This window comes from Micromonospora sp. SD19, assembly GCF_054462275.1.
The window spans coordinates 850,223-872,537 of sequence record NZ_JBTLMN010000001.1 but is presented as its reverse complement, the minus strand read 5'-3'; the positions used below and the strand labels follow the sequence as shown (position 1 = coordinate 872,537).

The following is a 22,315-nucleotide window of genomic DNA, read 5'->3' as shown; positions in this document are numbered from 1 at the left end:
CGAGTGGGCGGGCGCAGGCTGCGCCTGTCACGGCCGCCATGCGAAGGGGACACGATGGGCGCCAGCCACCAGGAGCGCGGAGCGATCGAGGTCATTCAGGACCTCATGCAGCAGAAGTGGGTCTACGAGCTGTTCGGCGAGATCGGCGCGCGCCAGGGTGCCTCGGCCGCGCACGTCGAGCAACTGCGGGCGGTCGACGCCGCCGCGCACGTGTTCTGGCCGTTCCAGGCGCCGCCCTTTCCGATCATCGCGGCCACCGCGAGCGGTTCGACGTTGACCGACATCGACGGCAACGACTACCTCGACTGCCACATGGGGTACGGGGCTCAGGCGCTGCACGGTCACAACCCGGCCCCGGTCGTCGACTTCGTCCGCGAGCGCCTCGGCAAGGGCACCGGCAACGGCTACACCAACGCGCTGGAGCTGGAGCTCGCGACGCTGCTGCGGGAGATCCTCCCGCACAACGAGAAGTTCGCCTTCCAACACTCGGGTACGGGCGCCACCCAGTCGGCGATCCGGCTCTGCCGTGCGTTCACCGGGCGGCGGATGGTCGCCAAGTTCGAGGGCACCCTGCACGGGTCCCACGACCTGGCCGTCCACAACACCGCACCCTGGTATCACGGGCATCCGGCGGTGCCGTTCCCGGAGATCGGCAAGGACGGCATCCCGCTGGTCTCGGCGTTCGCCGGTGTCACCCCGGCGGAGCCGCGCGACCTGCTGATCCTGCCCAACGACACCGCGCTCGCCGTGGAATTGATCGAGCGCCACGCGGGCGAGTTGGCCTGCATCCTCGCCGAGCCGGCCGCTTCGTCGTTCCCGTTCGAGGAGACGACGATCCCGATGATCCGTGAGGTGGCGGTGGCCGCCCGGCGGCTCGGGGTGCCGTTCATCCTGGACGAGGTGCTGACGGGTTTCCGGTCAGGGATCGGCGGCGCCGCGCAGAAGTTCGACATTCCGACCGACCTCGTCACCTACGGCAAGGTGATCAGCGGGCTCGGGCTGCCGCTGTCGGCGATCGGCGGTCGGGCCGACATCCTCGACATCTCGCAGACCAGCGGGCAGTCGTGGACCGACTTCGGCCAGAAGACCGGTCTGCAGGGCAGCCACACCGGCAACTACCTGTCGGTGGCGGCGTCGCTGGCCACGCTCCAGTTGCTCCGGGACAAGGGGCCCGCCTACTACACGGACCTCAGCGCCAGGATCGACCGGGTCCAGGCGCGGCTGGCCGCGTTCCGGGCGGCCGAGGGGATCCCGCTGCGGATGGTGGGGTTCGGCGACTACATCGGGTGTTTCCAGTTCCTCCCGGAGGACTCCTACACCGACTACCGGGTCTACTCGCGGGCGCTCAACCCCGCGACGTTCATCCTCACGCTGCTGTTGCGCAAGCGCGGCATCTACACGCTCGGCATGCCGATGTTCTTCGCCGGCGGCGCGCACAGCGACGCCGACGTCGACCGGCTGACCGACGCCGTGCTGGAGAGCACGCTGGAGCTGCGCGCCAACGACTTCCCCTTCGACCTGGCGTGGCCGGCGACGTCCCAGTGGGGTTCGGGTTCCACCGAGTGGGGCTCGGGTTCCTCCGACTGGTCGTAACCGCACCCTGCGTCACCGGGCCCGGGTCAGTTTCTGACCCGGGCCCTCCTCATGTGCCGTACAGGTCATACGCAAATAGCCGTACTTGACTAATCGTACGCGACGGCGTGTAGTCGGAAGGTGGGTCCGCTGTCGACCCCCGTCCGACTTCAGGAGGAACGCGATGACGGAGAGCTGGACCGACGAACACAGCGCCGCGCCACCCAATCCGCGCCGATGGCTGATCCTGGCCGTCGTTCTGGCCGGGGCGTTCATGATCCTGCTGGCCACGACGATCGTCAATGTCGCGGTCGCCCCGATCCAGCGCGACCTCCGCTCGACCTACACGGCGATGGAGTGGGTCATCGCCGGCTACGCGCTCGGATACGGCCTGCTACTCATCCCCGCCGGCCGGATCGGCGACCGCTTCGGCCACCGCAAGCTGTTCCTCATCGGCGTCGCGGGGTTCACGCTCGCGTCGGCGGCGTCGGCGCTCGCGGCCACACCCAACCAGCTGATCGCCTTCCAGGTGGTGCAGGGCATGATGGCCGGCATCCTCAACCCGCCGGTGCTGGCGCTCATCCAGACCACGTTTCCGGCAAAGGAGACGGGTAAGGCCTACGGGATCTACGGCGCGATCGGCGGCATCGCGACCGCCAGCGGCCCACTCCTCGGTGGCCTGCTGATCGCGTGGGACCTCGGCGGCTGGGACTGGCGGCCGGTGTTCCTGCTCAACGTGCCGATCGGCCTGGCCACGTTCGTCGCCGCGCTGATCCTGGTGCCCGAGTCGCGAGGCCGCCGCGGCGGGCTCGACGTGATCGGCATGCTGCTCGTCTCGGCCGCCGTCCTGCTGCTGGCCGTTCCGCTGGTCGAGGGCCAGCGCCTGGGTTGGCCGGCCTGGACGTTCGTCTCGATGGCAGCAGCGCTGCCCGCGCTGGCCGCCTTCGCGGCATGGGAGTTGCGCCGCGCCCGGCGCGCCCAGGTTCCGCTGGTGAGCATGCGCCTGTTCGCCCACCGCTCGTTCTCCGCCGGCGTCGGCATCAGCCTCTGCTACTTCGCGGGCTTCATCGGCCTGCTCTTCGCACTCTCGCTGCACCTGCAGATCGGTCTGGAGAAGTCCGCCCTGACGACCGGCCTGATCCTGCTGCCGTTCTCGTTCGGCACGCTCGTCGGCGCGGCCATCTCCGACAACGTCGCCCGTGCCCTCGGCCGGGGCGTCCTGATGCTGGGCGCGGGCATCGTGATCGTGGGCATGGTGGGCATCATCGCCACGATCCACTGGTGGGGCTCCGGCCTCGAACTGCTGCCGGCCCTGCTCCTCGCCGGCTTCGGCTCGGGCCTGGTGATCGCGCCGAGCGTCGAGATCGTGCTGGCCGGCGTGCCCTGGCAGGACGCGGGAGCGGCCAGTGGCGTGCTCGGCACCGCCCAGCGTCTCGGCCAGGCCGTCGGCGTCGCGGTGGCGGGCGTGGTCCTCTTCGGAACGCTCGGCTCCTACTCGGCCACGGCCGCGGAGAAGGCCAGCCCGGAGCTTCAGGCATCGCTTGTCGCCGCAGGGCTGCCACCGGCGGAGGCGAGCGCGGCGACGACCGCCTTCGCCGACTGCTTCATCCGCCAGTCCCGCGCGTCGGATCCGACGGCCACGCCGCCCGGCTGTGCGGACTCGGCGCCGGGTCCGGTCGGCGCGGCCTTCGACAGCGCTGCCTCATCGGCGCTGGAGACCAACTTCAACCGGGCGGTCCAGTTCACGGTGGGCGCCGTCCTGGTCGGCGTGATCCTCACGTTCCTTCTCGTCTACCTGCTGCCGCGCCGGCCCGAAGAGCCCTGGGCCGAGGCGAGCAAGCCCGACTGGAACGTGACCACCACCCGGCAGCCCGCTCGGTGACGTGCCGCCAGCCCCGGCCCCGCAGATGCCCCCGGGGCCGGGGCTGGCACCGTCACGACGTGGTCATCGACGTCGGTTGGTTGGCCATCAGCTCGGGCAGTTGGTCGAGCAGCTCGTCGTGCCAGGCGAGTTCGGTACGGAGTCGGAGCTCGGTATGACGGAAGGTCGTCCACTCCAGACCACGGATGTGTGGCGCCGCGATCTCCCGGAGCGCCAGCCACGAGTCGAGCTGCGCGGCGAGGGCCTGCCGCCGCGCCACGATGATGGCCCGGAGCGCGTCTTCGCCGAGGTCGATCACATTTTGCAGGGCCAGGTCGACCGGGTCGTGGCGGAGCTTGGTGTCACGCAACGCCTCGTCGCGGTGGTCGATCAGCTCCGCCGCGCCGGCCGCGGTGAGCGCGTAGATCGTGCGGGCGGGCCGGTTGCCCTCCTGCTCGGTCCGGACCGCCTCGATGACGCCCTCGACCTGCATCCGGTGCAGCGCGCCGTAGAGCGACCCCGGTTTGACGTCGCTCCACAGCTCGGTACGGTCGACCTGGGCCGCCCGGCGGATCTGGTGCCCATGCATGGGGCCGCCACGCGCGAGCGCTCCGAGCACGAACAGGCGAGTGCTATTCACGGCATTAGTCCAACACGAGTGCCCGTTTGCGGGCAAGTTGCGCAGAGCAATCCTTGAGTAACCTGCTATCCGCCGTGAAACGTCGGGTCGACGCACAGCCTCGGCAGGACGATCAGCGAAGCCGCGATGGCCCGGTTGACCGCGTCGATGCGCGACACCGCACCGAGTTTGGCGAAGATGTTGCGCAGGTGGCGCTTGACCGTCGCCTCCGACAGGCAGAGCCGCCCGGCGATCTGGGCGTTGCTCATCGCCTGACCGACCAACTGCAGCACCTCGCGCTCACGGTCCGACAGTGTGCTGTGCACCGGCCCCTGCACCTGGGTCAGGCTCTCGCGCGACACCGCCAGCATCACCGGAGCGTCATCGGCGCGGGCGCGGCGGATCGCCGCCACCAACTCCTGGCGCGTCGAGTTCTTCAGCAGGTAGCCGCAGATGCCAAGGGTCAACAACTCACGCAGCAGCGTCGGACCGTCGAACATGCTGAGGATGATGACCCGGCTCGCCGGGGCGACATCACGGATCCGGCGCACCGTCGTGGTCACCCCGTCGCCGGGGATCTGCACGTCGAGCAGCACGATGTCGGGCTGGCGGACGCGGATCTCGTTGACCGCCGCACAGCTGTCGCCGGCCTCGCCGACGACAACGAGATCGCGCTGGGCGTCGAGGATCTCCCGGAGGCCGTCGCGAACCACGACGTGATCGTCGACGAGCACGATGCGGGTCGGCTCGACCATCGTCGCGGTCACCGGCCGGCCCCCGCCCCGACGGCGAGCAGCGGCACGACGAGTTCGACGGACACGCCCTGGCGGCCCGCCGCTCGCACCGCGAGGCGACCGCCCACGGCGGCCGCGCGCTCAGCCATCGCGCGCAGGCCGGAACCGTCGCGCTCCGCGGCGAGGTCGAAGCCCACCCCGTCGTCGACGACAGTCGCCCGCAGCTCGTGCGGGGTGATGTCGACGACCGCATGGATCACTCGGGCACCGGCGTGGGCGACCGCGTTGCGCAACGCTTCGCGGACGACCAGGAACACCTCGTCGAGCACCTCGGGCGGCACCCACGACTCGTCGCCGTTGATCTCGGTGTGCAGACGCGTCTCGCCCGTCTCGACCGTCGACAGGAAGTTGGCGAGCGCCTCGTCGAGGGACCCGAGCGGCTGGGAGAGGCGAAGATCGGCGATGAGCACCCGCAGGTAGCCGACCGCGTCGTGGAGCGACTCCCGGGCGATGACCACCCGGCGGTCGACGTCGCCTCCGTGTCGTTCCTGGGCGAGCTCGTGCGCCTCCAGGTTGCGGTACGCCGCGCTGAGGCTGTGGCCCAGTCGGTCGTGCAACTCGCGCGCGATCAGCGAGCGTTCCGCGATCTGCGCCTGGTGGACCTCGTTCATCAGGCCGGCGGCGTAGCGCGAACTCGCGTCGAGCAGCCGGGTCAGTGTCGTGCGGGTGAGCGCGTCGGCGACCAGGGCCAGGATCGCGCCCTGGTCGGGCCGGCCACACAACTGCTCCAGCGCGTCGGCCAGCAGGATGTCGGCCAGCGCGACGACAGCGCGGAAGCACTCGCGTGGGTGAAGGTCGACGCCCTCGGCGGGCGCCGTCGGCGGCGGTGCCGACAGCGGGTCGGTCGTCTCGCGACCAATCTCGACGACCGTCTCCCGGACCAGGACGTCGGCCTGCGTCGTGTAACTGTCGACCAGGTCAGCGACCCCGCCGAGATCGTCAGTCGCAGCGGCGAGACGCTGACGGTAGGCGGCGAGAATCGGTTGACGCCTGCGTTCGAGAACCTCGGCAGCGGTCCTCCGCAGCGCATCGTTTCCATACACCATCGCGGATCCCCCGGTGTGTGCCCTTGTTGCTCCCCAGGTGCGGGCACGAACGGCTCTCCCCAGCGCCGGCTGCCCGCCGTGTCGCCCGGCTCCCCCGTGCGCGGACGACAAAGCACTCAGATCGGATCGGCCTTCTACGAGTTGTCACGGCCGACTACTCGCACGAGTCTACGGTCTCACCGCACACCGTTGGAAGGATCGAAGCTTAGCTTTTGGTAGTCACACCAAAACTTAAGGTGAAATCCACGCTTCGCCGCTATCAGCTTTCGACGCCGCGTTGAGGGACCTCCGCGACAGTTCCCCCGAGACCTCGACCCATCAGGAGCGGAGCGACCAATGGTGAGCAGACGCAACGTCATGAAGGCCGGCGCCACCGCGGGCGCAGCCGCGCTGGTCACGACCACCGCGGCGGCAGCGGCGCGCGGATCCACCCCGCCCGCGACGCCGGCCCACGGCGCCCACACCGGTCACGGGGGGACGGCGCACGTCGCGGCCGCCGCCGCCCCGTTCACTGTCCGGATGCCGATACCGCCCGTGCAGCAGCCGATCGCCTCGGTAGGCAACACCGACTTCTACGTCGTTTCCACCCGTAAGGCTCAGGCCGAGATCCTGCCCGGGACGCGTACCGAGGTGTTGACCTATGACGGGCTGTTCCCCGGCCCGACGTTCCGGGTCAAGACGGGCCGGCTCGCGGTCATCGCCCACAGCAACCACCTCGACATGCCGACCGCGGTACACGTGCACGGAGGCCAGACCCCGTCGAGCAGCGACGGGTTCCCGACCGATGTGCTCGACCCGGGCAGGAGCCGGATCTACAGCTATCCCAACAAGCAGCGGGCCGCCACGCTCTGGTACCACGACCACGCCCATCACATGGAGGCGGAGCACGTGTTCCGCGGGCTCGCCGGCTTCTTCCTGATCGACGACCCGGCCCAGGCCGACCTCCGGCTGCCGTCCGGCAACTACGACGTCCCGATCATGTTGCGCGACGCGCGGTTCGCCGACGACGCGAGCCTGGTCTTCGAGCACGACGACTTTCAGTTCCGCAACACGATCCTCGCCAACGGCAAGCCGCAGCCCTACTTCCAGGTGGCCGCCCGCAAGTACCGGCTGCGCTTCGTCAACGCGTCGAACCTCCGCACGTTCACCCTGCGGCTCGGCAACGACGCCGAGGTCACCCAGATCGCGAGCGACGGCGGGCTGCTCGCCGGGCCGACGCCGATCCGCTCGTGGAGCCTGACGCCCGGCGAGCGGATCGAGATCGTCGTCGACTTCGGCGCGTTCCCGGTCGGCAGCCGGGTCTTCCTCGACGACGCGGTGGCCGGGCCGGTGCTGCGCTTCGACGTCAACCGAACCGCCACCGACACCAGCCGGGTGCCCGACCGGCTGAGCACCATTCCCGCGCTGCCGGCGGCCACGAAGGAACGGGCGTTCACGCTCAACCTCAACCCGGCGACCGGCCAGTTCCTCATCAACGGGCAGCAGTTCGACGCCGACCGGGTCGACACCGAGATCAAACGCAACACCACCGAGGTGTGGACGGTGACCAACGGCGACACGCTCTTCGGCATCCCCCACAACTTCCACCCGCACCTGGTCCAGTTCCGGGTGCTCAGCCGCAACGGTCAGCCGCCCGCCCCGGGCGAGGCCGGGCTGAAGGACACCATCTCGGTGGGGCCGGGTGAGACTGTCCGGCTCCAGGCGACATTCGGGCCGTACCTTGGCCGGTATGTCTACCATTGCCACATGATCGACCATTCCGCGAGTGGGATGATGGCACAGATGAAGATCGTTCCCTGACCCTGAGAAAGGTTTCTTGTGCCCTCTGCAGAGAAGACTGTGCAGATCGGACGGACTCCCGAGGTCGTCTTCGCCTTCCTCGCCCGGGGCGAGAACGACGCACGCTGGCGTCCCAACGTGCTCGACGTCGCTCGAGTCTCGGGCGAAGGGGTCGGCGCTCGCTACCGACAGGGGCTCAAGGGCCCCGGCGGGAGTCGCATCCCGGCCGACTACGAGGTGACCGGGTTCGAGCCGGGACGGCGACTGGCCTTCCAGGCCACCGGCAGTGTGGTACGCACCCAGGGCGAGTACACGCTCACACCGGCCGACGGCGGCGGGACGAAACTCACGCTGAAGTTGGCGTGGCAGCCGAGCGGGCTGTCGCGCTTCCTCGGGCCGGTCGTCGGCAAGACCTTCGAGGAGGAGATCGCCGCCCTCGACGCCCTGCGCGACCTGCTGGAGAGCGAAGCGTGAGCCGGTAGTCCTGGCGGCAGCCGCCAACGGATGTCGGGCCCGGAGCCGGTCAGCTCCGGGCCCTCATCCTGCCCTTGGTCAGGGGCTGGTGCAGGTGACGCTGCTGGGTGCGGTGGCCCCGTTACCGGTGGCGGTGAAGCCGAAGTTGGTCGAGGCGTTCGGACCCACAGTGCCGTTGTAGGGGGCGTTCCGGACGGTGACACTGCCGGTGGTGCCCGTGTTGACGCCGCTCCACAGGCTGCTGATGGCCTGACCACTGGCCAGGGTCAGGCCCACGGTCCACCCGGTCAGGGCAGCCGTGGAGTTGTTGGCCACTGTCACCTCGGCCTGGTAGCCGCCGGGCCAGGTGTTCAACGTCCGGTAGGTGGCAGTGCAGGTGCCCGGCTCGCCGGTGGGCGGCGGAGTCGTCGGCGGCGGGTCGGTGGGCGGCGGGTCGGTCGGCGGCGGGGTGGTCGGCGGCGTGGTCGACTCGAACTGGCTGAAGAACCTCCAGATCTCACCCGAGGTCCGGGTCCGCGAGTCGTTGGGGCTGCCCGACCCGTCGACCGGGCTGGGGGTGTGATCCCCGTCGAACGCCGCCCACTGCACCGGGTAGCCGGCCCGGCAACCCGAGTAGGCGGTGGTGATGTGGGTGAGGCTGCCCCGACTTGGCTCGCGCGGACTCTGCGCGGTGCACCCGTTGTTCCGGACGAACGTGTCGCGCAGTTGTCGCCCCTGCGAGATGTTCAGCACGCTGTCGTAGATGCCGTGGATGCCGAAGTAGGCGACGGGTTGGGTGCCGCCGTTGCAACCGCTGAGGTTGGCACCGGAGATCACGGTGACCGCGCGGATGACGGTGGGCCGGGCGCAGGCCACCGCGTAACTCATCGCCCCGCCGTAGCTCCAGCCCAGGGCGAAGCGCTGGGTGGTGTCCACGCAGAGGTCGTTCTCGATCTGCCGGGAGATGTCGTCGAAGAGGGTCAGGTCCCGACCGTTGGTGTTGGCCCAGCCGGCGTTGATGCCCTGCGGGGCGACGAAGATCGCGCTGTTGTTCGACAACGGCTGGAGGCCGTAGTAGCCGGCCGAGGTGACGTTGTTCGCCGAGCCGTTCAACCAGTGGAAGCCGAAGATCAGACGGTACGGGCGGTTCCGGTCGTACCCGTCCGGGATCCGCAGGTTGTACGTACGGCTCTGTCCGCTGCTCTGGATCGTCCGGGTCCCGCTGGCGAGCGTGGGGGCCTTGCCGCAGCCGGCGGTCGCCGCGAGGGTGCCGTTGGTGGCGGCAACCGCCGTCGCACCGAGGCCGCCGCTCAACACGCCGCCGGTGGTGGCCGCGAGGAGAAGCGCCGCGGCCGCGATGGATGGGAGGAAGAACCTACGTCTCAGCATTGTCTGGGCTCCTTGCCGTTCGGCGTCTCGTGCTCGTGGCTCGGCGGCGGCACCGGGGGTGTGCGGCCGCCACCCGTCGAGGCCGGGGCTGCCTACGGTGGAGCGTCGGAAGCTGGGCATGCGGCCGGCGCGACATCGTCCGACGACCAACAGTGGTCGCCTGGCATCGACGGGGCCCGGACTGGTCACCGACCGGGAGGCGGGAGGGGAGTGCCCTCGGCGCGTCTTCGCCGGCTGGCTCGGGTGACCGGGAGCGTGCCCTTCACTCCCGGATGAAAGATAGCATGTTATCGATAACACACCGAGCGGTTCGTGGCGCTCGGGCTCACGTCCCGAACGGCCGGGACGCCCACTCGGCGGCCACTTCCCGCAGGTCACCGGTGCGGAAGAGCGGCGGCTCGTGCAGCAGGAAGTCACGGTGGCTGATGTTCCAGGCGTACGCGCCGGCCATGGCGAAGGCCAGCACGTCGCCCACGCCGATCGGCCCGGCGGTGCTGGAGAAGGACAGCACGTCCTTCGGGGTGCAGAGCTGCCCGACCACGGTGACCGGCCCGCCATCGGTACGGGGACCGGCGGCACCGCGTCGCGGGTGCACGGTGAACGGCTGCGCGTGCCCCTTCGCGGCCGGTGTCCGCAGGTGGTGCGTCCCGCCGGCCACCACCACGAACCACTCGCCGTAGGAGCGCTTCACGTCGATGACCTCGGTCAGGTACGCCCCGCAGTGGGCGGTGACCGACCGGCCCGGCTCGATGCGCAAGCGCACTCCCGGATAGCTGTCCAGGACGTCCGCCAGGGCCCGGCCGTAGCCCTCCCAGTCGAACCGCGCGTCGGGGTCGGTGTAGTCGACTGTCATGCCGCCGCCGACGTCGACCTCGGCGGCGTCGACCTCGGCCACCGCCCAGTCGACCACCGCGGCGGCGACCGTCGCGGCGAGCGGTGCGTCCAACCCGCTGGCCAGGTGGGCGTGGATTCCGCGGACGTCGATGCCGGCGGGTGGGCGGCGGGCACACCCGACGGCGTCGGCCGGGTCCATGCCGAACGGGCTGGGCCCACCGCCCATGACCAGGCTCGCGCCCGGCGCGTCGACCGGCAGGTTCACCCGCAGCAGCACCTGAGCCGACCGGCCCGTGGCGGTGGCGAGCGCGCCGAGCCGGGCCAGCTCGGTGGGCGACTCGACGTGGATGCGGTGCACCCCGGCGTCGAGCGCGGCGGCGAGGTCCGCGTCGGTCTTGCCCGGCCCGGCGTACGCAGCCGGCGCCCGTCCCGGCAGCACCTCGGCCAGCCTGCGCAGCTCGCCCCGGCTCGCGGCCTCGAACCCGTCGACGATCGGGGCGAGGGTTCGCAGCACACCGGGGTCCGGGTTGGCCTTGACCGCGTAGAGCAGCTCGACCGGCGGGGGCAGCGCCGCCCGGACGGCTCGGGCCTGCCCGGCCAGCGCGTCGAGGTCGTGGACGTAGACCGGTCGGGTCATCGTGGCCCACCCATCGGGTTCGGAACCGGCACGAACGGCGCGGCCCGGTCGGCGTCGCGCCGCCAGCGGACCAGCAGGTTCGCCTTGGCCAAGAACGGCTCCCCGTCGAGCAGCACGCGCAGCTCGGCGGGATCACCGAGGTCGGCGGCGACCGCCTCGACGACGCCCCGCAGCTCCTGCCACAGCCGCTTCTCAATTCCCGGCCGCGCGTCGGCGAGAGCCCCGCTGATCCCACCGAGATGGTTGACGAACAGGCAGTAGACGATCCGGCGGTGGGCGGCGCGGGGACCGTAACGGACCTGCGCCGGGACGCCGTCCGGCCAGGTGGCCCACCGGTCGGCGTCCAGCTTCACCCCCTCCAGGTCGCGCAGCAGCATGCGTACCGGGCGACGGTCCCGGTCGAGCACCACGACCACGTTCTGCAGGTGCGCCTCGTGCACGACGCCGTGGCTGAGCCAGCTGCGCAGCACCGCCGGCACCAGCAGGCCGACGTACGCCCGCCACCAGGCGACCGGATCCGCTGTCACCAGCGGTGCGCCGGCGAGTGCCGCCGCCAGCACCGGGGTGTCGCCGGGACGCAGGTGCGGGCGCAGACCGCTGCGCAGGATCGTCCCGTACGCCTCGTCGGGGCCGGCGACGTCGACGGTGCGGTACGCGGGCTCGGCGAGCAGCCCCACCCCGTCCGGCAGCGGCACCCGGGCCAGCAGGTCGGTCAGCGCCACCGCCCCGGTGAGTTCGTAGCGGGCGTTCTTGCGCAGGCAGTTGGTGATCCGTACGTGCAGGCTGGTCTTCACGAACAGGTCGGCCCCGGGGGCGTAGAGGGTTCGGACGCTCGCCGTCGGCCGGACCGGCACACCGGCCGCCCCCAGGTCGCGCAGCAGTGGGTGGGCGGGCGGGACCAGCGACAGCTGCCAGGGGTGCACCGGCAGGGCGCGGTGCCCGCGCGGGGGCCGGGGCGGGTCGAGCGCGGCCACGAGCGCATCGAACGGTCCGGCGTCGGCGGTCAGGTCGTCCGGTACGGCGAGCCAGTGCAGCCGGAACGCCGTGCGCAGCTCCGGCGCGTACGCCCGCCAGCTGTCCGGGTCGCCGCTGCGCCACTTCGGGGTGGGGTGGTGCGGGTGGCCGAGGACCAGCGACTGCTCGGAGTCGACGTACGCGTCGATGGCGGGCTCACCGGTAGGGGTGGGGTCCGCGGCGGGTCGGTCGGCCAGCAGTCGGGCCACGGTGTCCCGGCTGGCCCGGACCTGTTCGACGAACTCGTCATTCGCCAGCCCGGTACGGATGGTCAGCTCCGCCGCGACGAGGGCGGCAAGCCCGTCCGCGTCCAGGTCCGCCCACCGTCCGCCGCCGATGTCCCGCTGCACCGGGCCGGTGTAGCGGTGCGCGCCGATCGCCGAGGCTCGGGCCACCGCGCAGCGCACTGTGACGTCGAGGTGGCGCAGCAGCAGCCGGACGGCACCGTCGACCACCGTCGGGGTGTCACCCGGCGGGGCCAGCTCGCGCAGCAGGCAACCGAAGACGGTGTGCGCGGCGGCCAGGTCGGCGAGCTGACCGGTGTCGGTGGCCGGCCGGGAGCGCAACTGGGCGCTCGTCATCGTGTCTCCCGCAGGTAGTTCGGGCCGGTACGCAGGTAGTACTTGTTGATGTCGGTGCAGCCCAGCCGTTGTTTGGGCAGCAGGGTGCCGGCGGTGAGCATCGCCTTGACGGGCAGTTGGGTGGCGTTCAGGACCCGCTCGGTGAAGGTCCGCCCCGCCGGGCCGTCGCCCCACCGGTCGCGGGCGGCGGCGAGCCGGGGCACCAGCGCCTCGGCCGGTGTCGGCACGGACAGCCCTCGGGCGGCCAGGGCGAGCAGGGGCGCGGCAGCGGCCAGGTGCAGGGTGATGGTGATGAACACGTCGGCCAACTCGTGCGGGTCGCGCACCCACATCCGGTCGTCGTGCAGGGTGAGACCGTTCGTGCCGTCGTGCCGCGCGTCCAGCCGGGCGCCGTCGTTGTCCTTGTACAGCAGGCCGACGGTGCCGTCCGGGTGCACCAGCAGGTGGATGTTCTGCGGGTGGGCCTCCAGCGCGATCCCGTGCCGGAGCCAGAGGAAGACGTGCCAGTCGAGCAGCAGGTCCAGATAGGACTCCAGCAGTGCGACGGGCCGCTGCGGGCTGATCCGGTCGAGGACCGTGCCGGCCACCGGGTCAGCGGCGGCGAGGGCCGCGACCGGCACCACCTGAACGCCGGCCAGGTCGCGCGGAAACCGGCGGAGCAGGAAACCGCGTCGCTCGTCGCCGTCGACGTGCGCCCAGGTGCTCTCGTCGGCGTGCCGGATCCGGCCGACGAAGCGGGGTTCGGTGCTGGCGATCCGGTCGAGCAGTGCCGCGACAGCCCCGCCGTCGGCGAGCGAGCCCGGTTGCAGGGTGCGTCGGTTGCGCGCGCCGAGACTCGCTGTCGGCAGCGGCAGTTTGAGATGCAGGTACGGGTCGTGGTCGAGTGCCACCGTCCGCATGGAGAGGGTGGGTCGCACCGGGGTCACCGGCAGGTCGACCACCGGGAGCGCGTCGCGTGCCACGGTGAGCGGGTGCGCCGGCAGCAGCAGCTGATCCGGTCGCGGCGCGGGCGGCCACCAGGGCGGGAGTTGGCCGGTGAGCCGGACGTCCGTGGCGGGGGCGGCGTACCAGCGCAGCGCGAAGCGTGGAGCGTGCTCCGGGGCGTACCGGAGCAGTTCGCCGTCGCGCAGACCGTGCCGGCACCGGTCGGTGGGGTAGACGGGGTGGCCCTGGTGGGCGGCGAGCACGTCGTCCAGGAGCGCCGTCGGCAGGCCGGTCGGGGTGCTCGCCCGTTCGGCGGCCACCTCGGTGAACACCCGCTCCCGGCTCCGGGCGGCGAGCCGCCGGGCTCGCAGGTCGGCGCGGCACTCGACGGCGAAGTCCCGCCAGCCGGCCTCGGCCTCGGCGTTGCCGTGCGGGGCGAGCAGCGTCAACAACCCCTCCAGGGTCTCCGTACGCCGCGCGTCGCCACTGCCGTCCACCAGCAGGACCGTCGGCGCGGAGCTGCGCAGGGCCTGCTGGAACCCGTCCGCCCGGACCGGTATGCGCAGCCGGCCGGCGGGGTGCGACACCTGCCACCAGTCGGGCCCGTCCGGGCGGCCGGCGGTGAGCAGACCGAGGTGATCCTCGCGCAGCAGGGCGTCGAGCACCCGGGTGAAGACCTCGCGCTCGCAGTCGTCGCTCACTCGACGATGGTCCACTGCAGGTCGCCGCGGAGGGCGGCCAGTGACTGCCGGACGGCGTTCTCGTCGGGGCCGATGCCGTGCAGCACGGCGAGGTAGTCGCGGTTGGTGCCGGTGTGCGCGGCGGTGCGGCCCACCTCGCGCAACGGGTGGCAGCCCAACCGGACGTCGCCGTGGACGGTGTCCAGCCGGCCCGGCGCGGCGACGAGACGGCCGGACCGGTCCGCGCAGACGTACTCGACCCGGGCGTGTCGGTCGACGGTGTCGGGCAGGCGCAGGGCGGCCAGCGGCTCGCCCAGGTGCAGCCGGATGACGTACTCGAACAGCGGCACACCGAGCAGTTCGGCGAGGATCAGGTCCATCCGGTCACCGATGAGGCGGTAGTTCACCTCGATGAGCCGGACCCGGCCGTCGGAGATGACGTACTCGGTGTGGCAGGCGCCGAAGCCGACCCCGAGCGCGTCGAGTCGGGCCCGGAGCTGGGTGCGCGCCGGCTCTGCCGGGGGCGACCAGGCGAGGCTCTCCTCGGTGAAGGTCGGTGGCGAGCCGAGGGCGGTGCGCCACCCGCCGAGGGAGGCCAGCTCGGTGCCGTCGCCGAGGGTCTCGAAGGTCCGCAGTTCACCGTCGAGGTACTCCTCGACCACCAGCGCCACGTCGGGCCGCCGGTTGCGGATCTCGGCGACCCGGGCGACCAGCTCGGCGTGGTCGACCACCAGGTACGCGTCCTCACTGGCCACCCCCTCGCGGGGCTTGACCACCGCCGGGAACATCTCGTTCGGCACCTTTGGCGGGTCTGCGGGGTCGACGGTGACGACGCGTACCCGATCGAGGCCCGCGGCGGCGATCACCCGGCGGGCGGCGGCCTTGTCCTTGCAGAGACGGGCGGCGTCCGGGTCCTTGCCGGGCAGGCCGAGCTTTCGGGCGGCGATCGCGGTGGCCTCCTGGAGGTGGTCGCTGTTGGACAGTAGCGCCACCGGTCGGGTCGCTGCCGTCGCCGCGACCACGGCTGCCGCGTCGCGGACCGCGCACCGCGTCACCGGCACGTCCGCAGGCCATTCTGCGGGACGGTCGGTCAGCACGGTGGTCGGCAGCCCGAGGGACGCCGCCGCCGGAAGGAACCCGTGCAGGACGGCGTCGGTGGGGTTGAGCGCGGTCAGGTAGAGCCGCATACCACCTCCGTCGACTACCACGATGTCACGATTAGGGTAGCCTACCCTTATTAGGCGGAGATGGTGCGGTCTGCCCGGTGCAGCAGTCCGGCGGCCACCAGACCACCGATCAGCACCGCTGCCGCGCCCACCAGCTGTCCCGTCTCCAGCGCCGAGGCGAAGGCGACAGTCACTGCCTCCCGCTCGGCACCGTCGCGGGCGGCGGCGAGAGCCGCGGGGAACGATCCGGCGCCGGCCACCGCCGCCGGCAGCAGCGCCGCGAACCGGGCGTTCAGCACGGCACCCAGCACCGCGATGCCGAGGCTGCTGCCCACCTCGGTCATGGTGCCGTCGACCCCCGCGCCAGCGCCGGCCTTCGCCGCCGGGATCGCGCTCATCACGGCCTCGACGATGGCCGGGTTGGCCAGCGCGCAACCGGCGCCCATGACGAGCAGCCCCGCCAGCAGCACCGCGTACCCGTCGGACGAGAAGAGGGTGACCAGCGCCAGCCCGGCCGCGAGCAGCGTCATACCGACGGCGATGGCGACCGCCAGGCCGAGCCGACGGATCACGCCCGCGACGACACCACTGACGTTGAGCAGCACGATGGACAGCGCGAAGGGCGCCATCCGCAGGCCGGCCTCCCAGGCCGGGTAACCCCGCACGAACTGGAGGTGCTGGGTGAGCAGAAAGAGCGCGCCGGTGGCACCGAACGTGATCAGCACGACTCCGGAGATCGCACCGACGAAGCGCTGGTCCCGGAAGAAGCCCATGTCCAGCATCGGATGTGGGATCCGTCGCTCCCACCGCACGAAGATCCCGAGCACCAGTACGCCGACGATCGCCACACCGATCACCTCGGTCGACGTCCACCCGCGCTCCGGCCCGGAGATGATCGCCCAGACGACAGCGGTCAGACCGGCGGTGGAGAGCACGGCGCCGGGCACGTCGAGTCGACCGCCGGCCGGCCCGCGGGACTCGGGGACCAGCGCGCGACCGACGAGCAGGCAGACCAGCACGATCGGCACGTTCATCAGGAAGATCGCGCCCCAGGGCAGATGGGCGAGGATGGTGCCGCCGATCGGTGGCCCGATGGCGAAACCCAACGCGCTGGTGGCAGCCCAGATGCCGATCGCCCGGGACCGCTCGGCGGCGTCGAAGACCTGCATCGCCACCGCAAGCGTCGAGGTGACCAGCAGCGCGCCGCCGACGCCCATGCCGGCCCGCGCGGCGATCAACTGTCCGCTGGTACTGGCGAGACCGGCGGCCAGCGAGCCGGCCCCGAACAGGACGAGCCCGGCGAGCAACATCCGGCGGCGACCGTACCGGTCCGCGGCGCTGCCGGCGGTGAGCAGCAACCCGGACAGCACCAACGCGTACGCGTTGATCATCCATTGCACCTCGGCGGTGCTGGCGCCCAGCTCGGTGGTGAGCACCGGCACCGCCACCGTCAGCACGGTGTTGTCCAGCACCACGACCAGCTGCGCGACGCACAGCACGGCCAGGATGAGCCATCGCTGTGGCAGTCGTACCGGTGTCGCGGTGTCGGTGGCCGGCTGGACGCTGGTCACGCCACCGCCTTGGCGCCGTCCGCTGCGGGCCGCTCGACAGCTGCGTCGGGGGTCGACCGGCCGGCGGTCGGGCCGGGCCGGTGCGGGAATCGCCGCTGGTGGGCGAGGCCGAGGACGACCCCGGCGGCCACCAGCACGATGGCCGCGACGGCGACCGCCGGATAGCCGACCCGCTCGGCCGCCGCGAGACCGATGGATGACGCCACGAACGAGCAGACCAGGCCGAACGACGACAGGACGGTGAAGTCGGTGCCACCGGTGTCCGGTCGCGAGTAGTCCATGTTGACCGTGTAGAGCACGACGTTGGCGATGGTGTAGGCCACCATGAAGCAACAGAGCGCGGCGACCGTCCCACCCAGCGGCGCCTGGCCGTTCATCAGGGGCAGCAGCAGCAACGTCGACACCGTGAGCGCGAGGCCACCGGCCACGAGCACGCCACCGCGCCCGAACCGTCCGACCCCGAGCCCGGCGACCAGACCCGCGACGATGGCCGGGGCGCTGGTCACCACGCCGGTGACCACGCCGATCCGACCCAACGACCAGCCGGCGTCGACCAGAGCGGGGGTGACCAGGGCGTACGCCATTCCCGCGCCGACGTAGACCAGCGGCACCACGCCGAACGTCCACCACCGGCAGCCGGGCTGCCCGAACACCGACAGCAGCGCCCGGTAGGCAGTGCCGATCCGGGCCACCCGATCGGTACGGGGAGGCTCCCGGAACCGCCACACCACCACCAGGCCGACCGCCGTCATCGCGACCAGCAGCCCGATCGCCGACGCCCAACCGAACTGGTCGTAGACCAGGACGCAGGCCCCACCACCGAGCAGGTTGCCGAGGTAGCTCGCGGCGACCTGGATGCCGTTGCCGGTCCCCCGGGCCGACTCGGCGAGCATGCGCACCGCGACGGCGTCCACGGCGATGTCCTGGGTGGCCGAGAAGAACACGTACGCGGCGCAGATCGCGACGATCGGGCCGAGCGCGTCGGCCGGGCTGGCGAACGGCAGCAGCGCCAACAGGGCCAGCACCAGGGCGCTCTGCAGGACGAGCAGCCAGGAACGGTAGTGGCCGCGGTGCCGGGAGCCGTACCGGTCGAGGATCGGCGCCCAGAGGAACTTGATGGGCCAGATCAGGCCGACGATCTGCAACAGCGCCAGCGTGTCCAGCGAGGTGCCGCCGTCACGCAGGATGGCGGTGAGCCCGACGGTGATGAAGCCGACGCCGAGGTACTGGGTAACGTACAGCGCGGTCAGGGTGCCGAGCCGGCCCTTCATGCCGCTTTCCAGTAGCCGAGGGAGGTCAGGCGGTCCTTGTCAACGCCCAGCGTCTTGCGCAGGTGTCGGGTGATGCCCCTGGTGGTGGCCGCCTCGCAGGCCACCCAGTAGTGGCCCGTGTCGCCGGTCGGCAGGGCGGCGCAGACCGTGTCGACGAGATGTTGCCCCGCGTCGCGCCGAGGCACCCAGGTGACCTCGTGGTGCGCCCGGGCCCGCAGCGCGAGCGCCTTCTCGCCCTCGTGGGCGTACTCCAGCCAGACCGTGGCCGGGATGTCGGCACCGGCGTCGAGCAGGCTGTTCACCGCGGGCAGGGAGGCCGCGTCGCCGACGAGGTAGAGATGGTCGGGCGCGGGGTCGGGCAACTCGAACGCGCTGCCCTGGACGGTCGCGCTGATGGTGTCGCCGACAGTGGCCGTGGTGGCCCAGCGGGCCGCGCAGCCGTCATGGATGGCGAATTCGAGGGTGAAGCGGCCGGTGGCCGGGTCGGGGTCGACCAACGTGTAGGCGCGCTGGTGTGCCCGCCCGTCGTTGTCGAACCACAGCCGGATCCACATCGTCGGGTGCACCCCGCACGCCTCCAGCAGCCCGCCCCCGTCCAGGAGAAGCCGCTGGTAGTGCCCATCGATCGACTCGGTGCTCAGGACGGTCAACCGAAAGTCCCGACCTCCCATGGCCTTGAGGACCAGGGCCTCCCAGTTCCGCTTCACGCACCCCTCCAGGTAAGGTCATCCTTGGTTAGGGGAGGTTAACCTAAGTTGCGCCCCGGATGGAACAGAGGACAGCGCCCGATGACGTACCAGGAGAAGATCGCCGGCCTCGGCGAGCTGTCGTTGGTGACCGTGAACCCCGACCGGGACGCCGCCCTCCTGCACGGCTGGGTGACCCTTCCCCGCAACTCCTTCTGGGGCATGGGTTCCCACACCCTGGAAGAAGTGCGCGAGATCTACGCCTTTGTGGACAGCCTGCCCACTCACCACGCGTACCTGATCTTGATCGACGACGAGCCTGTGGGCCTCTTCCAGACCTATCAGCCCGAGGCGGACCCGGTCGGCGAGCGCTACCCCGTCCAGCCCGGCGACGTGGGAATGCACCTGCTGCTCAGCCCCGACCGACGCCTCGCCCGCAGCCTCACCAACGCGGTCGGCCCGGCCGTGGCCCGCTTCCTGTTCCGCGATCCGGCCGCGCAGCGGATCGTGGTCGAGCCGGACGTCCGCAACCACCTCGCCCTGCGCCGACTGGAGATCGAGGGCTTCACCCTCGACTCGGAGATCGACATGCCGGACAAGCGGGCCCAACTCGCGTTCCTGACGCGCGCCCGGTTCGCGGCGAGACACCAGACACCGGCCTGACCGCCGACGCCCACCGACTACTGGCTGGTGGCGGTGGGCGCGCCGAGCCGATTGTCCAGCGCGCTCAGCTCGGCGATGCGCGCCTGTTGAATCCGGCCGGCGAGCGCCTTCAACTCCGGGCTCCCACCGGCGGTCTGCTCGCCCCGGCACAGCACCACTGTCTGCGCGAGGTGCGCCCGGATCAGCGCGGCGGCGCGGGACGGCACCTCGACGTCGGGGGCGGCACGCAGCTCGGCGAGGCTGGCCTCGGTGACCATGCCGGGCATCTGGTGCCCCTCGTGGATGTTCAGCTCCGGCACGTTGCCCGCGGCCAACAGCCCACGCAGGTCCCGCAGCTCGGCCTGATGAGCCGTCCGAAGCTCGCCGAGGAGGGCCCGCAACGACGGATCAGCGTCCGCCGGCCGGGTGTCGAGCTGGTCGATCAGCGCGAGCGCGCCCTCGTTCATCGGGATCAGCAGTTGGATGAAGGCGTCGTCGGTGCCGCTGAGCACCACCGGCACGGTCGGCACCGCAGCGGCCGGTGGGCTGGTTGCCGACGAGGACACCGGGGCCGGTTCGGTTCGTCCCCAACCGTTGGTGAGCCCGACGGCCAGCGCGGTCGCGACCACTGTCACGACGACGCCGACCATCCGACCGGTCCGGACGCGAGACCCGGGACGCTCCGCCATGATCTGCTCGGCCCTCCGTTCGTCGGCGCTCAACGGGCGGCTTGGAACGCGCGGCCGACCGCTGTCGCCTCGGTCCCGTCGCGGAACAGCCCGGACCGGTCCTGGTCCGTGGCGGGGAGCCCGAACCAGGCGTAACGCTGCAGGTACGGGAGTTGCCCGAGCATGGCGGTGGCCGCGGTGAGGAAGGCCGCCTGCTGCTCCGGAGAGGGAAACTGCGAACCGCCCGCGCCGAAGCGGATCAGCGCGAACTCGGTCAGCCAGATCGGCTTCCGGTACCGCTGGTAGACAGCCTGTAGGTACTGCCGGAGTTGGGCCACGGCGGTGGCGGTGGTGAAGTCGGCACCGAACCAGTGCAGCGTGATGAAGTCGACGCGGTGGCCACGGGCCTGCGCGCCGGTCATGAACCTGTCCAGCCAACCCTGCGGGTCCGGCGCGCCCCAGGCGACCGCCGGGCTGCCCAGCCTGCTGCCCGTCGCCATCAACTGCGGCCACAGGTCCAACGCCTGATCGACGGTCATGTTCGCCTGCTCGGGCAGGTCCGGCTCGTTGAAGGTGAGCAGGTACGGCCCGGCGGCCCTGGCCCGCGCCAGCTCCGTGGCGGTGACGTTCTCCGCGCTGCGGATCATCGGCACGAACGTCGCACCGCGCGGAGTGCTGATTCCCGGGTGCTGGGTGCCCCAGGTGTAGTACCAGCCGGCCTTGGAGTTCGCCAACGCCTGACTCGCCCCGGCGAAGTTCCACACCCCGACGCCCTTGCGCGCGGAGCTGACCACCGGCGGCAACGGCGCTTTCGACGCGGGTCGTGCGCTCGGCGGCGGTGCGACGCTCGGGGTGACGACTGCGGTGGGTGCCGCGGACGGCGGCGCCGCCCAGGAGGGTGCGGACGGATCGTCCGGCTGGATCACCACCGCCATGGTGATGGCCAGGACGGCGGCGGCCACCCCGGCGACGAGGGACGGCACCAGGCCACGGGGCCGGTTCGCCGCGAGGCCGACGACGCTCTGTCCACTACCGCCATCGGTGGGCGGGGTCGGCCCGGCGGCGGGTCCGACCGCCGGGCTCGGCGGGGCGACGGCCGACGCGGCGGCCGCCGGGGCGGACACGTTCGGCAGGTGGGCGCCGAGACCCGCCGGCAGCGGCAGCAACGGCAGGCCGGCGAGCAGGCGGTCGATGGGCAGGAGCGTGCTTCCCAACCGGACACAGAACGCGCAGTCGCGGACGTGTCGAGCCAGTCGCTTGCGCCACAGCGAGCTGGGTGTGCCGTCCCACTCGGCGGTCACGGCGCTCAGTTCCGGGCAGCCGGGGCGGGCGCGGAGCGCGCGTACGACGGCGCGGGCGCTCTGGATCTGCTCCTTCATCCGGTGGATCCGCACCGCGACGTGCCCGGGTGACAAACCGAGGGCGTCGGCGACCTCGTTGCGGGTGATCTCGCCGGTCTCCTCCAGCCACCACAGCGAGAGCAGTTCCTGGTCGGCCGGGTCGAGCCAGCGGGTCGCCTCGGCCACCTCACGTCGTTGGTCGGTGAGGCCGAGCCGGAGAATCGTCATCCCCGCGAAGTCGGAGGCGGGGTCGGGCACGTTGTGGATCGCGTCGAGCCCGGCGTCGCGGTTGAGCGCGACGCGTCGGCGCGTCTCCCAGTCACGCACCTGCCGGATGGTGATCGCCACGAGCCAGGACCGGTAGGCCGCCGGGTCGTTGAGCGCGGGCAGGTACCGGATCACCCGTACCAACGTCTCCTGGACCACGTCGTCGACGTCGGCGTGCCCGCGCAACGCACGCCCGACGATGTTGTAGACCAGCGGGAGCGAGGCCGTGACGACGTCGTCGAGAGCGCGCTGGTCGCCCTGCCGGGCCGCGACGACCAACCCGACATCGGGCAGTGCTCGACCGGCTGACGACATGCGTCTCACTCCTCGTGTGCTCGTCCGCGCGGTGCCCACGCTGGGTTCGCTGACCGCCCTCAGGATCGGAGACTCGCGGCAGCGGGTGGGATTACAGAATTCCCGGGCGGTCGGTCCGCCACAAGCGACGCGGGTTCGCCGGCGGCGCATACCGGGCGACGATGCCGGGTATGGTGCGGGGTGTCGGTGTCGCCGGGCGTTCGCCC

General features: G+C 71.6%; 18 protein-coding genes. 5 read left to right on the top strand and 13 right to left on the bottom strand.

What is annotated here, in order from left to right; all coding sequences use genetic code 11:
• Nucleotides 1-54: 54 nt before the first annotated feature.
• A complete protein-coding gene (locus ACX27O_RS04020; RefSeq protein WP_051708213.1) occupies nt 55-1,593 on the top strand; it encodes an aminotransferase class III-fold pyridoxal phosphate-dependent enzyme in 1,539 nt (512 codons plus the stop codon).
• Nucleotides 1,594-1,756: 163 nt separating this feature from the next.
• A complete protein-coding gene (locus tag ACX27O_RS04015; RefSeq protein WP_051708214.1) occupies nt 1,757-3,454 on the top strand; it encodes an MFS transporter in 1,698 nt (565 codons plus the stop codon).
• Between the two features lie 52 nt (nt 3,455-3,506).
• Here the strand turns inward: ACX27O_RS04015 and ACX27O_RS04010 are convergent, their stop codons facing one another.
• From ACX27O_RS04010 to ACX27O_RS04000, 3 genes are all read right to left on the bottom strand, one after another.
• Complete coding sequence (locus ACX27O_RS04010) at nt 3,507-4,073, bottom strand: PadR family transcriptional regulator (RefSeq protein WP_210859445.1); 567 nt, start codon at nt 4,071-4,073, stop codon at nt 3,507-3,509.
• A gap of 65 nt (nt 4,074-4,138) precedes the next feature.
• Complete coding sequence (locus tag ACX27O_RS04005; RefSeq protein ID WP_245233539.1) at nt 4,139-4,819, bottom strand: response regulator; 681 nt, start codon at nt 4,817-4,819, stop codon at nt 4,139-4,141.
• Nucleotides 4,816-5,892, bottom strand: coding sequence for a sensor histidine kinase (locus tag ACX27O_RS04000; RefSeq protein WP_030329395.1), 1,077 nt, complete (start codon nt 5,890-5,892; stop codon nt 4,816-4,818). The genes ACX27O_RS04005 and ACX27O_RS04000 overlap by 4 nt, the downstream gene beginning before the upstream one ends.
• A 336-nt stretch (nt 5,893-6,228) precedes the next feature.
• Between ACX27O_RS04000 and ACX27O_RS03995 the strand changes: the two genes are divergently transcribed.
• Nucleotides 6,229-7,692: a multicopper oxidase family protein gene (locus tag ACX27O_RS03995; RefSeq protein WP_210859442.1), complete on the top strand. Its 1,464-nt coding sequence runs from the start codon at nt 6,229-6,231 to the stop codon at nt 7,690-7,692.
• An 18-nt stretch (nt 7,693-7,710) separates the two neighbouring features.
• Nucleotides 7,711-8,145 (top strand): SRPBCC family protein, encoded by a 435-nt coding sequence (locus ACX27O_RS03990; protein WP_030329399.1) that lies wholly within the window; start codon nt 7,711-7,713, stop codon nt 8,143-8,145.
• Between the two features lie 78 nt (nt 8,146-8,223).
• Here the strand turns inward: ACX27O_RS03990 and ACX27O_RS03985 are convergent, their stop codons facing one another.
• The 8 genes from ACX27O_RS03985 to ACX27O_RS03950 all read right to left on the bottom strand — a co-directional run bounded on the left by ACX27O_RS03985 (nt 8,224) and on the right by ACX27O_RS03950 (nt 18,898).
• Nucleotides 8,224-9,513, bottom strand: coding sequence for a CE1 family esterase (locus ACX27O_RS03985; RefSeq protein ID WP_458938959.1), 1,290 nt, complete (start codon nt 9,511-9,513; stop codon nt 8,224-8,226).
• Nucleotides 9,514-9,838: 325 nt separating this feature from the next.
• The gene (locus ACX27O_RS03980; protein WP_458938958.1) at nt 9,839-10,984 is read right to left on the bottom strand and encodes an alanine racemase; all 1,146 of its coding nucleotides are present in this window, start codon (nt 10,982-10,984) and stop codon (nt 9,839-9,841) included.
• Nucleotides 10,981-12,579, bottom strand: coding sequence for an IucA/IucC family protein (locus ACX27O_RS03975; protein WP_358124487.1), 1,599 nt, complete (start codon nt 12,577-12,579; stop codon nt 10,981-10,983). The genes ACX27O_RS03980 and ACX27O_RS03975 overlap by 4 nt, the downstream gene beginning before the upstream one ends.
• The gene (locus ACX27O_RS03970; RefSeq protein ID WP_458938957.1) at nt 12,576-14,204 is read right to left on the bottom strand and encodes an IucA/IucC family siderophore biosynthesis protein; all 1,629 of its coding nucleotides are present in this window, start codon (nt 14,202-14,204) and stop codon (nt 12,576-12,578) included. Before ACX27O_RS03970 ends, ACX27O_RS03975 begins: the two co-directional genes overlap by 4 nt.
• On the bottom strand, nt 14,201-15,370 hold the full coding sequence (locus ACX27O_RS03965; RefSeq protein WP_030329408.1) for an ATP-grasp domain-containing protein: 1,170 nt from the start codon (nt 15,368-15,370) through the stop codon (nt 14,201-14,203). Before ACX27O_RS03965 ends, ACX27O_RS03970 begins: the two co-directional genes overlap by 4 nt.
• A gap of 50 nt (nt 15,371-15,420) precedes the next feature.
• Nucleotides 15,421-16,920 (bottom strand): MFS transporter, encoded by a 1,500-nt coding sequence (locus ACX27O_RS03960; protein ID WP_458938956.1) that lies wholly within the window; start codon nt 16,918-16,920, stop codon nt 15,421-15,423.
• Nucleotides 16,917-18,191, bottom strand: a complete 1,275-nt coding sequence (locus ACX27O_RS03955; RefSeq protein ID WP_358124478.1) for an MFS transporter — start codon at nt 18,189-18,191, stop codon at nt 16,917-16,919. The genes ACX27O_RS03960 and ACX27O_RS03955 overlap by 4 nt, the downstream gene beginning before the upstream one ends.
• Entirely contained in the window at nt 18,188-18,898 is a 711-nt protein-coding gene (locus tag ACX27O_RS03950) for a siderophore-interacting protein (protein ID WP_210857397.1), read from the bottom strand. Before ACX27O_RS03950 ends, ACX27O_RS03955 begins: the two co-directional genes overlap by 4 nt.
• A gap of 81 nt (nt 18,899-18,979) precedes the next feature.
• On the opposite strand from ACX27O_RS03950, the gene ACX27O_RS03945 reads away from it, so the two are divergent.
• Nucleotides 18,980-19,540, top strand: coding sequence for a GNAT family N-acetyltransferase (locus tag ACX27O_RS03945; RefSeq protein ID WP_210857398.1), 561 nt, complete (start codon nt 18,980-18,982; stop codon nt 19,538-19,540).
• A 17-nt stretch (nt 19,541-19,557) separates the two neighbouring features.
• Here the strand turns inward: ACX27O_RS03945 and ACX27O_RS03940 are convergent, their stop codons facing one another.
• A complete protein-coding gene (locus tag ACX27O_RS03940; protein WP_358135648.1) occupies nt 19,558-20,169 on the bottom strand; it encodes a DUF305 domain-containing protein in 612 nt (203 codons plus the stop codon).
• Nucleotides 20,170-20,237: 68 nt separating this feature from the next.
• Nucleotides 20,238-22,109, bottom strand: coding sequence for a sigma-70 family RNA polymerase sigma factor (locus ACX27O_RS03935; protein ID WP_458938955.1), 1,872 nt, complete (start codon nt 22,107-22,109; stop codon nt 20,238-20,240).
• Between the last annotated feature and the right edge of the window lie 206 nt (nt 22,110-22,315).